The following is a 14357-nucleotide window of genomic DNA, read 5'->3' on the forward strand; positions in this document are numbered from 1 at the left end:
AAAAAATACCGATAGATGAATATATAATTAATAAATGGAAATATCTATTCTTTACTGGCGCCATCATAGTATCGATTTAGATTGAGCTGATGCTAGACTATTGTCTCGCAATGACCTGCTCGATAAAGGCTTGCATCATGGCGCTATTGGCCAAAACGCGTTGATCGAAATTCTGCTTACCTGGTGTTTCACTGCACACGCCTACATTGGCGCCTAAACGAACCAAAAAAGCTTCAAAGGAGAGGTCAAAATGGTTAAAGATAATGCCATCTTTTACCGGGCAATCATCGATAAGGCTATCAGGTGCGATGGGAAAAAATTCACCTAAGGTATCACGCAGTGTGCGGCTGAAATGCCCTGGTGTTTGGTTAGCTTCAAACGAATAGATATAAGTATCGTTTTGCAACACATCTTCGTGGCAAGTTAAAATACCTTCTTTACTGGCCGCCAGTAATAATTGTGAGTGCTCAAGCAGTATTTGACCTTCGATAGAGGTGTCATCATTACTTTTGCCACGACCATTGTCGACCAAAAAACCTCGATTAGGATTTTGACCTAACTTATTGAATCTATGGCCGCGCTTGAATCCTGTCGGATTGACAAGCGGCAGTAGACTAAGATTGATGCGTTGAAATAGTTCGGGTTCTAGTTCATTGAGGAAATGTAACATTCCCCATGGGCCTGCGGCTTCTTCACCGTGAAATCCTGCGCTAATTAACAGTGAGGGTTGCCCCGATTTTTGTGCCGGAGATTGGTACAGATTCAGTGGGTAGCGTCCCGCGTCGCCAAGCTTGCGCTCCAGTAAACCTAATCGAGTGACTTGCTCTTTTAAGCTCGTATAAAAGGTGCTGATATCGTTACTTTCGCAACTAAAAATATCGCTCTTCCAAGTGTAACTGGCAAACGGATCTCGGCTAGACATAATTGATTCTACTGTAAATTAACGGCCTGCTCATCATAGCAGTTTACCCATAAAGATAAATCATTTTAAAGCAGATTAAAGTCTAATGACTGATAGTCTAATTAGGCTGGGATGTGGCCTGCAAAGATGGATAAGAATTAAGGCATTAAAGTCTACTGCCTATGTTGTCTGGCGACTAATTCAGTGTATTGCGAAGAATGCATTTTTAAGCATTAATTGTGTTGGTGGCTGTGTGAATGCGCCATAGCAATATAAATAAAAAAACCGCCTATGTAAGGCGGTTTTATTATCTGCAGCGCAGATTACAAGCTGTAGTAAAGCTCGAATTCAACAGGGTGAGTCGTGCGCGCTACCCGCTCTGCTTCACCTTTCTTCAATGCGATATATGAATCGATGAAGTCATTACTAAATACGCCACCTTTAGTAAGGAACTCACGGTCAGCATCGAGGTTTTCGAGTGCATTTTCCAGTGAGGTTGCCACTTGTGGGATCTCAGCGGCTTCTTCTGCAGGTAGATCGTACAGATCTTTATCCATCGCTTCGCCTGGGTGGATCTTGTTTTGAATACCGTCAAGACCGGCCATTAGAAGCGCAGCAAAACCTAAGTATGGGTTTGCATGTGGATCGGGGAAGCGTGCTTCGATACGGCGCGCTTTCGGGCTTGGTACCACAGGGATACGGATAGAAGCAGAGCGGTTACGTGCAGAGTATGCAAGCATAACTGGTGCTTCAAAATGTGGCACCAAACGCTTGTAAGAGTTAGTGCTTGGGTTGGTGAAAGCATTCAGTGCGCGAGCGTGCTTGATGATACCACCAATATAATACAAAGCGGTTTCACTCAATCCGCCATACTTGTCACCAGCAAATAGGTTAACACCGTCTTTAGCTAGTGATTGATGTACATGCATACCGCTACCGTTGTCGCCAACAATTGGCTTAGGCATAAAGGTGGCTGTTTTGCCATAAGCATGCGCCATGTTGTGCACAACATACTTAAGGATCTGAATTTCATCGGCCTTTTTTGTTAGCGTGTTGAAACGTGTGGCAATTTCGTTTTGACCCGCAGTCGCCACTTCGTGGTGATGTGCTTCAACGACTTGGCCCATCTCTTCAAGCACTAGACACATAGCGCTACGCAGGTCTTGTGAAGAGTCAACTGGTGCTACTGGGAAATAACCGCCTTTTACAAATGGACGGTGACCTGTGTTGCCATCTTCATAATGGGTACCAGAGTTCCAAGCCGCTTCTTTGGCATCAAGCTTGACGAAACAACCTGACATGTCGGTGCCAAATTTTACATCATCAAATAGGAAGAATTCTGGTTCTGGGCCAATCAATACGGTATCGGCGATTCCCGTAGAGACGAGATACTCTTCTGCTTTCTTGGCAATAGAGCGTGGGTCGCGGTCATAACCTGTCATGGTGCCAGGCTCAAGAATGTCACAGCGGATAAGTGCAGTGGTTTCTTCTGTAAAAGGATCTAATACAAAAGTGGTTGGATCTGGCATCAATACCATGTCTGATTCGTTAATGCCTTTCCAACCTGCGATTGAAGAGCCATCAAACATCTTGCCGTCTTCGAAGAAATCGGCATCAACTTGGTGATGCGGAATAGAAACGTGCTGCTCTTTACCTTTGGTATCGGTAAAACGCAAATCAACAAATTTGACTTCAAGTTCTGCTATTTGTTGTAAAACTGATTCTGCTGACATTCTTAAATCTCCGTGTAGGGTAGAGGGGATGCCCTTCTTATAACATTCAACTTACGCTTAACGCGGTACTGACCAAGATAAAGCGAGACTCGTGCCAATATTTTAAGCTGTTGAATAATAAAGGGATGAAAATAAGTGGAAGGAGTGGTGTAATCTGGCCTGCACCATATTGGTGCGTCCCTTGCCTTTTTATGGTGCATTCACCATCTTGGTGCGCACTGTGATGATCATGATTATTCATAGCTGACTAAAAAATAATCCTGTGCGAGAGTCCTCGTCTAGAGTAGAATGGCACGTTTTTTATTGCAATAGCTATTATTGAAGCTGTTAGTAATACCCTATTTTTTTGATGGTAAGAGGTTTATTTGTGTTAGAGAATTTACGTAACATCGCCATTATTGCACACGTTGACCATGGTAAAACTACCCTTGTTGATAAGTTGCTGGCACAGTCTGGAACCCTGGAGTCTCGGGGAGAAGCCGCTGAGCGGGTGATGGATTCGAACGACATCGAAAAGGAACGTGGCATCACGATCCTTGCAAAGAATACTGCCATCAAGTGGAACGATTACCGTATCAACATCGTTGACACCCCTGGCCACGCCGACTTCGGTGGTGAAGTTGAGCGTGTTCTTTCGATGGTTGACTGTGTATTGCTACTGGTTGATGCGGTTGATGGCCCAATGCCACAGACGCGTTTCGTCACCAAAAAAGCATTCGCACAAGGCTTAAAGCCAATCGTTGTTATCAACAAAATTGACCGTCCAGGTGCTCGCCCTGATTGGGTTATCGACCAAGTATTCGATCTATTCGACAACTTAGGTGCGACTGATGAGCAACTAGACTTCCCAATCGTTTACGCATCTGCGTTAAACGGTTACGCAACTTTAGATCCAGACGAAGAGGGTGTCGACATGACGCCACTGTTTGAAACTATCGTTGAAAAAGTATCATTCCCAGATGCTGACTCGGAAGGTGACTTCCAGATGCAGATCTCGCAACTTGATTACAACTCATATGTAGGTGTTATCGGTGTAGGTCGTATCAAGCGTGGTAGCGTTAAGACTAACCAACAAGTCACTGTCGTTGGTGCTGATGGTAAGACACGCAATGGTAAAGTCGGCCAAGTATTAGGTTACATGGGTCTAGACCGTACCGAAGTTGAAATTGCTAACGCTGGTGACATCGTAGCAATCACTGGTCTTGGTGAGCTTAAGATCTCTGACACTATCTGTGCAGTAGGCGCTGTAGAAGCACTACCACCACTGTCAGTTGATGAGCCAACATTGACCATGACTTTCCAAGTCAACACCTCTCCATTTGCTGGTAAAGAAGGTAAGTACGTGACTTCACGTAACATCCTTGAGCGTCTACAGCAGGAATTAGTGCATAACGTTGCACTGCGTGTTGAAGAAACTGAAAGCCCAGATCGTTTCCGCGTATCGGGCCGTGGTGAGCTTCACCTGTCAATCTTGATTGAAAACATGCGTCGTGAAGGTTACGAGTTAGCCGTTTCGCGTCCAGAAGTGATCATGAAAGAGATCGATGGCGTGATGTGTGAACCGTTCGAAACCGTAACCGTTGACGTTGAAGAAGAACATCAAGGCGGCGTTATCGAGAAGCTAGGTACCCGTAAAGCTGAAATGAAAGATATGCAGCTTGACGGTAAAGGCCGTGTGCGTATCGATTTCGTGATTCCAAGCCGTGGTCTAATCGGTTTCCAAACTGAGTTCTTAACAGCCACTTCTGGTACCGGTCTGATTTACCACACTTTTGATCACTATGGTCCATTTAAAGGTGGCGATATTGGTCAACGCGCTAACGGCGTATTGATCTCTAACGCAACAGGTAAGGCGTTAACCTTCGCACTATTTGGTTTACAAGATCGTGGTCGCCTGTTTATTGGCCACGCGGCCGAAGTATATGAAGGCCAAGTCGTTGGTATTCATGCGCGTGCTAACGACCTTACAGTGAACTGTTTGAAAGGTAAGCAGCTAACCAACATGCGTGCATCGGGTACCGATGAAGCACAAGTACTGACTCCACCGATCAACTTAAGCCTTGAGCAGGCGCTTGAATTTATCGATGATGATGAATTAGTTGAAGTAACGCCGCAGAGCATCCGTGTTCGTAAGCGTTTCTTGACAGAAAACGAGCGTAAGCGCCACAACCGTGGTTCAAAAGACGCTTCTTAAGCCTGTGCTAGCACTTACGAGTCGCTAGCCCTTAAGCTTTAAGTATTAAAAGCCCTGAACATGCAAATGTTGAGGGCTTTTTTGTCTTGGTATTGAGGCACGATATACCAACGAGGCGGTCAGGGATTAATGACCAATGGCGTTAAGATGTTGAATCAGGTACATCCGCATTTCAGTTGGGGTCTGACTGACCCAAAAACCGCTCACATAGGCGATCAGTGGCAGCATAAATAGCAGCACGAATAACATGATGGTCAAGCCACGGGCAGATAGTGTGATGCCATTACGAGTACTTAAGTGCAGTGCCTCTTTCTTAGGGCAAGCGGATACACAACGCATACAGGCTTGGCATTCGTCTGATCTAATATGCTTTTGGGTGTGCACGCTGATGGCCGCTGGGCAGACGCGGGTGCATTTGTCACAGTTCATCCCTTTAGATTCGATAAGGCAGTGTTGGGTATTACGGCGTATTTTAAATGGGCTTAAAAAACTCAGTAGCCCAAGTAGTGCACCATAGGGACAGATGTAGCGACAGAAGCCTTGGCGTCGCCAAGCGACTATTGCCAAAATAACCCCGAAGCAAATTAAGGTGACCAGTCCTGGGGTGATAAAAAATAGCGCCATTTTTAGGTCGGCAACTTTATGGTAGTTACCGTTGAGGTAATGGGGGATCGATGCACTAGGCATACCGATCACAATGTAGAGTAAGGCGGCCAATAGTAGGTATTTGAGCATACGAAGTGGCCAGTCTAGCCATGCTGGTGGCAGAAATTCACGTTTAATGACGCGTTTTCTGAGTTTGTACAGGTATTCACCCGCCAAGCCCAGTGGGCAAGCCCAGCCGCAAAACGCTCGCTTACACAATAGCCCTGTCAGTAGTACCACGGTGAGCATCACAGCTGCAGCAGGGTGGTTTTGATCCCAAATGCCTAAACTTAAAATGGCCTTTAGCTCGATCCCCCCCGCGATAGGTAAAAATCCATCACCTACATCGGGGCGCATTAACCAAGGCGTTATGCCCATTTTTAGTAGGGCGGCATTAGCGGCAAACTGTAAACCCACCAGCAACATGGACAGTGCCAGCAGGTGTTGGCATACCTCCCTTAGGGTGTTGGCTCTCACAGTGCCTTTAATCAGCTCAGGGTGATAGCGGTTGGCGATAGCCAGTCCAGTGACGGCGATAAATAGCGCTAATAATAACGGCCAGTAAAGGGTGATTGCCAAGGCGCCAATGAGTAGGCCTCCCGCCAGCAGTGCCCCCCATTTTTTGCCGCTCCAATAGAGCAAACTGATGCTATACACCAAGGCTAACATTAAGGTTACAGATTCGATTATTGTCATTGTGGAAATACCAACTAATAGCTTGTATCTATAAGAGGAGATGGGATGATCTTAGTTCTTCTATGCTATCGATAGTGTGGTGTGAATCGCGAAATTAAGCCCTTATATGCCCGGTTTGATGATCTGTATCGCCTTGTTAGTAAAGTGTAATACGGCCAAAGCAGCATTGATGTTCGCTTAAATTAGTTCACTGTATTTGAGTTGGTGTGCTGAAAACAGAAGACACAAAAAAGCCCTCAGACGTGAGGGCTTTTATGAATAGGCAGTTAATTTGCCCCTTCGAGGGATTCGATAAACTGGGTCGACTCGGCTATCGATTTATTCATTTCGTTAATTAGGCTAGAAATATCGGTTTGCAGGCTGGCAAACTCGCCCTTAATGGCGCCTATGGCTTGGGCATTAAGGTTATGCTTGAGATAAAGCATGTTGTCTTTCATCGCCGTTAAAATGGGCGCCATTTTGCCCTCGGCGCGGCGCATGGTGCGCATCAGTTGGGTGTATGAGCGCTGGGTATCGCGCAGTTTAGCCTCGCTATTGCGTCGTAGGCTGGCTTTACTTATCTCACCAATCTCTGTTTGCCACTCATCAAAGAGTGCTTCGGCGACATCTTCTACTTTATTGATACGACTGCTGACCTCGTCGGCGGCCTCTTGTGAGGCTTCGTACTCATCTTTGGCCTTGTTGTAAGCGCTTTGCAGATCGCCGCCATCATGATTGAGCAGTGCCTGCATCTCCTCTAATGCCGAGCTAAATTGTTCTTGCGCCTCTTGCTGCGACTCTTTGGCATCGCTTACTCTGTCAACCATGATGTCGCGTTTATGGTAACCCACTTTTTCCATCGCACCGTAATAGGCACTTTGGCAGCCGCTGAGTAGCATCACCGAGGTGATGATGGCTGCAGATAGTCTGTTTTTCATCCTAGAAGTATCCTTGTGTGAGTTTAGTCAGCTCTAAATTTGGCCGCGTCGATAATGCTCCATAGATGGGCGATACCGCCTATAATTGCCGGAACAATCAGCCACCATAAAGCGTAACCAACGATGGTGATGATGCAAAAGAGTAAGGCTGCCAAGATGCGTCCTTGCACTAATTGCCCCAACCCCGGGAAAAAGAAACTTGCGATAGCGGCAATCACATTGCCTGCAGAACCTTGTTGAGACATGAATTTATTCCTTACACTTGTATCTAGTGTCTTTAAACTTGTAATCTAGCTTACGCAGTTAACACTACTTGAATCAAGAGAATACCGTGATAAATAGAATCGACATAAGCCTGTTTCGTTCCATTATGCTAGGTATCTGGGCATTTATGATACATCTAAAGCAGCGTGTGGCGGAAGATCAGATCAACATGCGCGCCGGTCATTTGGCTTACGTGACCCTATTATCTTTGGTGCCTATGGTGGCGGTAACCATGTCGATGCTGTCGGCTTTCCCTGTGTTTAAAGGCATTAGAGTGCATATCGAGGCCTTTATTTACAATAATTTCATCCCCTCGGCAGGCGATAGCGTACAAACCTATATTAATGAATTTGTGGCTAATGCATCCAAAGGCACTGTGGTGGGGATTGGCGCCTTGGTGGTGGTCGCGATTTTACTGATATCTAATATCGATAAATCGCTTAATGGTATTTGGCGCACCACACAGCAGCGCCCATTTGCGGTCTCCTTGTCTATGTATTGGATGGTGCTGACCTTAGGCCCTGTACTGATGGGCGCGAGTTTAGTGGCGACCTCTTATGTGGTATCGCTGCAACTGTTTAATGATACCGAGTTTGGCGACGTGGTACCTTGGTTAGTCGAGCGCTTACCCATGCTGTTTTCTGTGGCGACCTTTTTACTCATCTATATGGTAGTACCCAACACTAAGGTGAAGTTTTTCCATGCCTTATTAGGCGCAATTGCTGCCGCGTTGCTGTTTGAACTGGGCAAAAAAGGCTTTGCATTATACCTCACCGAATTTCCGGCCTATGAAGCTATTTATGGTGCATTAGCCACTATCCCTATTCTGTTTGTGTGGGTCTATCTGTCGTGGATCATTGTGCTGATTGGCGCCGAGATCACCGCCGCCATGCCTGAATATTTAGATAAACGCTTTTTATCACTCGATGATAGCGATGAGGTGGTTGCCGATGCAGGCAACCATGATGATAATCGTCCCCAAAAAGATAATGCCACAAGACCATGAGCGGGTTTGATGCCTTTGCGCTGATCCGCCAAGATTGGTTAGATGTCGGCGATGGTCATCGATTATTCTTAGCCCAATATGGCGATGCCGACGGCATTCCTGTGCTTTATCTGCATGGTGGCCCTGGGGCGGGGTGTTGCATTGATGAGCTTGCTCTGTTTGGCGTCGAGGGCTTACGTATTTATATGTTAGATCAACGCGCCGCAGGGCGCTCTAAACCCTATGGCCGCTTAGATAATAATGATCTCCACAGTTTATTAACCGACATTGAGAAGGCCAGACAATGGGCTGGAGTGGCGCGTTGGTGTCTGCTGGGGGGCTCATTTGGGGCAACGCTAGGGTATCTATACAGTTGCATCTATCCGCAGCGGGTGCAGGCTCAGGTGTTGTGGGGCCTGTTTATTCCATCGGCGGCTGGTGTCGACTGGCTTTATGGCCGCCGCGGCGTCGCGCAAATTTTTTCCTGCCAATATCGCCAGTTTGTTCGTCGGATCAATGATGATATTGGGCAACTCTTACAGCAATTTGAGCAGGACTTTAATAGTCAAGATAGTGATATTCGGGATGAGGCGATACAACGTTGGCTAGCTTGGGAACTGTCGCTCGCCGCCCCAGGTATGAGTGTCGATAATCTTGAGCAAGGCAGGGTGTTGGCCCGCATCGAGTTGCACTATGCTCGCCACGACTATTTTGGGGCTTATCCATTGATGCAACAGGTTGGGGCCCGATTACAATGCCCCACCGTTATCTTGCAAGGTGAGCTGGATTGGGTGTGTCCGCAGCGGTTAGTGGATGACTTTTTAAACCAATTTGGCCCGCCATTATTACGCTCTCGCCTAGTAAAAAGCGGCCATCATACTCTTATCGATACCAAGATGCGTCAGGCGGTCAGCGATGCGGTTGCGCAAATGACCCGTTACATTAAACATCAATAAAACAGATCGACAACTCGTGCTGCTTAGCTGAGCTAAGCCATAGACAAGTGGTTTTCGCCGACAGGGCGGTAATACAGACGTAGATAAGGAGAACAAGGGTTGTGATAGCCTTAATTCAGCGGGTAAAACAGGCGAAGGTCGAGGTGGCAGAAGAGACCATTGGCGCCATTAATCAAGGCTTATTAATTTTGCTTGGTGTAGAGCATGAAGATGATATCGCTAAGATGGAAAAGTTGGCCTCTAAGGTGATGAACTACCGCGTTTTTGCCGATGATAATGGCAAGATGAACCTCAATGTGCAGCAAGTGGGCGGAAGCCTGCTGGTAGTGTCGCAGTTTACTTTGGCTGCCGATACTGGCCGTGGTTTGCGTCCCAGTTTTTCAGGGGCAGGCACCCCGCAGCAAGCCAAGGAGTTGTATCACGCCTTTGTGGATTATTGTCGAGCGCAAGGTATGGCGGTCGAAACGGGTGAATTTGCTGCCGATATGCAGGTCAGCTTAATTAATGACGGCCCTGTGACCTTTAATCTGCAGGTGTAGCCTATGCCCCTTAAGATCGCTGAACGATTAACGCAATTGGCTGAGATCTGGCATAACACCATTCCGGTGAGTGAGTTTATGCTGATAACGCCATTGTCATATCATGACGACCTCTTTAGCGTATCGGCACCCTTAGCTCCCAACATTAACCTGCATAACACTATGTTTGCCGGCAGCATCTATACCTTGATGACATTAACGGGTTGGGGAGTGGTTTGGCTTAATCAAAGTCTGTGTCAGGTTGCAGGGGATATAGTGCTGGCTAAGGCGGATATTCGTTATCTGGCCCCTGTTGATGCGACGCCTGTCGCCAAGGTGCGCTGGCCAGATGCTGATTTAAGTGATTTAGCTAAGGGACGTAAGGTGAAGGTGACCTTACAGGTCGCGCTTTATTGTGGTGACAAGTGTTGCGCCGAGTTTGAGGGGATATATGTGAGTTTGCCGCATTTATCCTTGGCATAACTATCGATCCATAGAGAGGGGTTGGCATCAAATAACAAAAAAGCCTCATTATTGAGGCTTTTTTTGGTTTTCATCGTCCGGCTGGTGCTGAAAATCTATGATTATCCTTTTGGATAAACGTGAGCAACGCCTTTGTGACAGTCAACACAAGTCTTACGCTTGTCAGCGTCTTTCTTGAAGTTGTTTTCGTGCATTCTCTTGGCCATCTTCTTCATGGTTTCTGGCTGGTTCTCGTAAATACGAGTGTGACAATGCTGACAGTTAGCGCTGTCGTTAGCGCGGAAATATTTAAGTGCAAGGTCTGCTTGCTCTTTACGGTTTTCGTCTAACCATTCTTGCGTGTTAAAGCCATCGATAGTCAAGAAACCATAAAGGTCTTTAGACACGATGATCTTTTTAATCAGGTAATCAACTGGACCGTGAGGTAAGTGACAGTCTTGACACTGTACTGTGATCCCTGCGCTACCACCACCATGGGCAGAGGCTAACACTTCATCCTTAAGTGAATGATTGCTATGGCAAGACATACAGAATTCATCTGTACTGGTTGCATGTAATGTTTGCTGTGTCGCGAAATAACCCACAACACCGATGACAACACCGACCACAATGAGGGCTAGTATTGAGTATTTCGCGCTTGGTTTGAATAGTGCACGCCAGTTCATCGCTGTATCTCCAAAATATAGTTGTTTTATCTAATATTTACTTCATCTCTGACACTGAGTATAACCAGAAGCAGACGGTGGATCTGGGTTTATAACTGTAAAATGAGAGCTAGCTCTAACTCTAATTTACATTAATGAGAATATCGTAATTTGATTAATATATATGCGTATTAACTAAAGTTACTGCAAACTGAAGGATGTAGCAAGGTTGATCACGTCTTTGCGTTAACGTTGTTCTTGTTGTGAATAGTTTGCTAGGTGTTCATCTGTGACGGTGGCTAAATATTTCTGGAGCAGGGATGGAACCTATTGGTGGTTATGCCGGTCTATTGCAACAGGTGGGCATTGATAAGCATAATTTAGTGCCGGCCTCGATAAACTTATCTTGCTGAAAGGCATATTGAAATAGGCAGGTTATTACCTTTAGATATCACTGATGTTTGTCAGGAAATTGTGAATTCAATCAAGGTTGTTTAAAAATTTCGTGATAGACTGACGCTATCTCATTGTTAGGAAAGTTCATGCGCAACGTATTTCGCCACCATACATTAGTTATCTTTACTCTGTTCGCCATGTTGGGACAGGTAATGCTATCTAATGGTTTTTCTATGGTGCCCAATGCCCAAGCCCATGATTTATCCATGATGATGCAGATGAGCAATAGTGAAGTGTGTCATCCATCCGAAATAGTGCGTCAAGCTCACTGCTGCGATGCCGAGCAAAATATGCTTCCCGCGGCTCAGCATTGCTGTGAAGGCAATGGATATTGCGAGGGAGATTGTACCCACTGCTTAGTGATTTCGATGACAGGCACTCTATTTAGCGTCACGTCTTGGCCAGACTTTCGCGGCTCAGAATCTATCTTGGCTACTCAAATGCCTCATTTCCACTCCATCTCGTTAGGGTCAGAACTTAAACCTCCGATTGCGTAACATTGTCGGCTATTGCCGACGCTAGATGTTACCTGCAATGTCAGGTCTGATTTTTAGCTTTAATCTTTTATATATTTTTAGTCGTTAACCCCTGCTATGTGCATGGCGATAGATTGTGCGATGTCACCATAAGCTGACTTGTCAGTGTGATGCGCCTTCTCTACCGTCGTTTTATGCAGTAACGGGATGTTAACGGTGATTATTTTATATTTAGCCGTCAATTACTTAAGCCATATTTGGCTATAACAAGGCTCAACGCCTAGTAATACGGCCACCATTACGATGGAGTCAATCAATGAAAACCCTTATCAGTTTAGTGCTCACTGCTTTTCTTTTTGTTATCTCGGCGCCGATGGCATCTGCCCATCAGCACGCTCATGGTGAGCAAGCCGGGCAACATTACGACTGCCCTATGCATCCTGAAGTTGTTGGTGAGAAAGGTGATACTTGCCCAAAATGCGGTATGAACCTCACACCAGTTAAAGGTGCTGCTGAACATAAGAAATGCCCACACGGCGAACATCAGGCAAGTGCGTCAGCACACCATGGTCAGCATGATGCCAGCAAGTGTGATAACTGTCCGAAACATAAAAATGATGCTAAAGCGACTGTAAAATACGACTGTCCAATGCACCCAGAGGTCATTGGTGAAAAGGGTGATACCTGCCCCAAGTGTGGAATGAACCTCACGCCAGTTAAAGATGCTGCTTTGAGTGCAAAATACGACTGTCCAATGCATCCTGAAGTGGTTGGTGAAAAAGGGGATACCTGCCCTAAATGTGGAATGAACCTCACGCCAGTTAACGCGGCTCATGGCGCAGCAACGCATAAACATCACTAATTACTGAGTGGGACTGAGGCATTATGAGTTATTTCAATATGAGTGATAAGCGTAAACCATTGACGTATTTCGTCAGTGTATTACTGATAGCAACGCCGCAATTGAGTGCGGCCCAAGTGGAGTTAAGCGGCAGCGATAGTGCGGCGCAAATCCAACATCAACATCTTGGCGAGCAAAAAACCTATGTGTGCCCCATGCATCCAGAGGAAACCAGCCATGAGGCCGGCAGTCGCTGCCCACAGTGCAATATGTTTCTGGTTGAGCAACAACATGAGTCGGCATTAAAAGATAAGGCCGCTAGCGCCGAGCAAAAAACCTATGTGTGCCCCATGCATCCAGAAGAAACCAGCCATGAGGCCGGCAGCCGCTGTCCGCAGTGCAATATGTTTCTGGTTGAAGAGGAGGAGGAAGAGGCCGTCGATACCGCCCATGCCGCGCATCAAGCTGCCAGTGCTGAGGCGTTTGATCCCTTAGCCCAAGCCAAACCCGCTCCTTTAACCGGTGAGCCTTCGATCAAATATGTCTGCCCAATGCATGCGCATATCATCAGCGATGTGCCGGGTACGTGTCCTATCTGCGGCATGAACCTTGAAAAAGTTGAAGTGGGCGGTGGCCAGTCAGAAATCGAGATCCAAGTCTCCGGTGGCATGCAGCAAGCCTTAGCGTTAAAAGTAGCGTCAGCGACACGGGGCACTATGTGGAAGTTTGTCAGAACCGTTGGTCAGATAGGCTATGACGAGAGTGAAATTAGCCACATTCACGCTAGGGTCAACGGCTGGATAGAAAAGCTCGCCATTAAGTCTGTCGGCGATAAGGTGACTAAAGGCCAGTTGCTGTATGAGATCTACTCGCCAGACTTGATCAACGCGCAAGATGATTATCTGTTGGCGCTGGGCAGTTTACGCAGCTCGGGCAACAGTAAAAACTATCAAGATTTAGTGCGCCGTGCCGGATTGAGGCTTGAGCTGTTAGGCATGACTCGCGGCCAAATTGAGCGCCTAGCCAAGACGGAGCAGACCCAATATCGGGTGCCCTTTTATGCACAAACCGATGGCATAGTGAAACAGCTGTCGGTTAGAGACGGTATGTATATTCAGCCTGCCACCGAGGTGATGTCATTAGCGAACTTGTCTAAGGTGTGGGTGATTGCCGATGTGTTTGAGAATGAGCAGAGTTGGATTGCTTTAGGGCAACATACCGAAGTGTCAGTGCCTGCGATGGGACTACAAGATATCGAGGGCGTAGTCGATTATATCTACCCCGAACTTGATCCTGTGACCCGCAGTTTACGGGTCAGAATCGTGCTCAATAGCAGCGACGTGGCACTGCGCCCCAATACGCTGGCCAATATTGCCATTTTTGGCGGTCCTAATCGTAATGCCTTAGTGATCCCGCAAGAGGCTTTAATCCAAACTGGGCATGAAAACCGGGTGATTGTTAAGCAGAGCGACAACAGTTTTGTGGCACGCCAAGTCACTGTGGGCATGATGTCTCAAGGTAAAGCGGAGATCCTCAGCGGCTTAAGCGAAGGGGAAAACGTGGTGATCTCGGGGCAGTTCTTGCTGGATTCAGAAGCCAGCCTAAAAGGCAGCTTAATGCGCCTTAGCAGCGGCCATCAGCACTAGGG

At 46.7% G+C, this 14357-nt stretch carries 14 protein-coding genes; 8 read left to right on the forward strand and 6 right to left on the reverse strand.

Features of this window, described 5'->3' with window-relative positions; translation table 11 throughout:
- Positions 1 to 97 precede the first annotated feature (97 nt).
- Both AC5YB1_RS03030 and glnA read right to left on the reverse strand, forming a co-directional pair.
- A complete protein-coding gene (locus AC5YB1_RS03030; protein ID WP_494520671.1) occupies positions 98 to 922 on the reverse strand; it encodes an N-acetyl-ornithine deacetylase in 825 nt (274 codons plus the stop codon).
- A gap of 302 nt (positions 923 to 1224) precedes the next feature.
- Complete coding sequence (gene glnA, locus AC5YB1_RS03035) at positions 1225 to 2634, reverse strand: glutamate--ammonia ligase (RefSeq protein ID WP_475515132.1); 1410 nt, start codon at positions 2632 to 2634, stop codon at positions 1225 to 1227.
- Between the two features lie 367 nt (positions 2635 to 3001).
- On the opposite strand from glnA, the gene typA reads away from it, so the two are divergent.
- Positions 3002 to 4828, forward strand: a complete 1827-nt coding sequence (gene typA, locus AC5YB1_RS03040) for a translational GTPase TypA (RefSeq protein WP_475515131.1) — start codon at positions 3002 to 3004, stop codon at positions 4826 to 4828.
- Between the two features lie 126 nt (positions 4829 to 4954).
- Here typA and AC5YB1_RS03045 read toward each other — a convergent pair whose 3' ends face one another.
- From AC5YB1_RS03045 to AC5YB1_RS03055, 3 genes are all read right to left on the reverse strand, one after another.
- Positions 4955 to 6169 (reverse strand): 4Fe-4S binding protein, encoded by a 1215-nt coding sequence (locus AC5YB1_RS03045; protein WP_494520672.1) that lies wholly within the window; start codon positions 6167 to 6169, stop codon positions 4955 to 4957.
- 266 nt (positions 6170 to 6435) lie between these two features.
- A complete protein-coding gene (locus tag AC5YB1_RS03050) occupies positions 6436 to 7086 on the reverse strand; it encodes a DUF2959 domain-containing protein (protein ID WP_475515129.1) in 651 nt (216 codons plus the stop codon).
- 23 nt (positions 7087 to 7109) lie between these two features.
- Entirely contained in the window at positions 7110 to 7331 is a 222-nt protein-coding gene (locus AC5YB1_RS03055; protein WP_475515128.1) for a hypothetical protein, read from the reverse strand.
- An 86-nt stretch (positions 7332 to 7417) separates the two neighbouring features.
- Here AC5YB1_RS03055 and AC5YB1_RS03060 point away from each other — a divergent pair, with 86 nt between their 5' ends.
- From AC5YB1_RS03060 to AC5YB1_RS03075, 4 genes are all read left to right on the forward strand, one after another.
- Complete coding sequence (locus tag AC5YB1_RS03060) at positions 7418 to 8356, forward strand: virulence factor BrkB family protein (protein ID WP_475515127.1); 939 nt, start codon at positions 7418 to 7420, stop codon at positions 8354 to 8356.
- A complete protein-coding gene (locus AC5YB1_RS03065; protein ID WP_494520673.1) occupies positions 8353 to 9291 on the forward strand; it encodes an alpha/beta fold hydrolase in 939 nt (312 codons plus the stop codon). The genes AC5YB1_RS03060 and AC5YB1_RS03065 overlap by 4 nt, the downstream gene beginning before the upstream one ends.
- A 101-nt stretch (positions 9292 to 9392) precedes the next feature.
- Positions 9393 to 9830, forward strand: a complete 438-nt coding sequence (gene dtd, locus AC5YB1_RS03070; RefSeq protein WP_494520674.1) for a D-aminoacyl-tRNA deacylase — start codon at positions 9393 to 9395, stop codon at positions 9828 to 9830.
- 3 nt (positions 9831 to 9833) lie between these two features.
- Complete coding sequence (locus AC5YB1_RS03075) at positions 9834 to 10292, forward strand: thioesterase domain-containing protein (RefSeq protein ID WP_494520675.1); 459 nt, start codon at positions 9834 to 9836, stop codon at positions 10290 to 10292.
- 101 nt (positions 10293 to 10393) lie between these two features.
- On the opposite strand, the gene AC5YB1_RS03080 is transcribed toward AC5YB1_RS03075, so the two are convergent.
- Positions 10394 to 10957 carry a NapC/NirT family cytochrome c gene (locus AC5YB1_RS03080; protein ID WP_494520676.1) on the reverse strand — a complete coding sequence of 188 codons (564 nt, stop codon included), beginning with the start codon at positions 10955 to 10957 and terminating at the stop codon, positions 10394 to 10396.
- Between the two features lie 521 nt (positions 10958 to 11478).
- On the opposite strand from AC5YB1_RS03080, the gene AC5YB1_RS03085 reads away from it, so the two are divergent.
- From AC5YB1_RS03085 to AC5YB1_RS03095, 3 genes are all read left to right on the forward strand, one after another.
- Positions 11479 to 11889 carry a hypothetical protein gene (locus AC5YB1_RS03085; protein ID WP_494520677.1) on the forward strand — a complete coding sequence of 137 codons (411 nt, stop codon included), beginning with the start codon at positions 11479 to 11481 and terminating at the stop codon, positions 11887 to 11889.
- Between the two features lie 295 nt (positions 11890 to 12184).
- Positions 12185 to 12730, forward strand: coding sequence for a heavy metal-binding domain-containing protein (locus tag AC5YB1_RS03090; RefSeq protein ID WP_494520678.1), 546 nt, complete (start codon positions 12185 to 12187; stop codon positions 12728 to 12730).
- Between the two features lie 23 nt (positions 12731 to 12753).
- A complete protein-coding gene (locus AC5YB1_RS03095; protein ID WP_494520679.1) occupies positions 12754 to 14355 on the forward strand; it encodes an efflux RND transporter periplasmic adaptor subunit in 1602 nt (533 codons plus the stop codon).
- Positions 14356 to 14357: the final 2 nt, after the last annotated feature.

The sequence above is a fragment of the Shewanella sp. 433 genome (genome assembly GCF_059338565.1).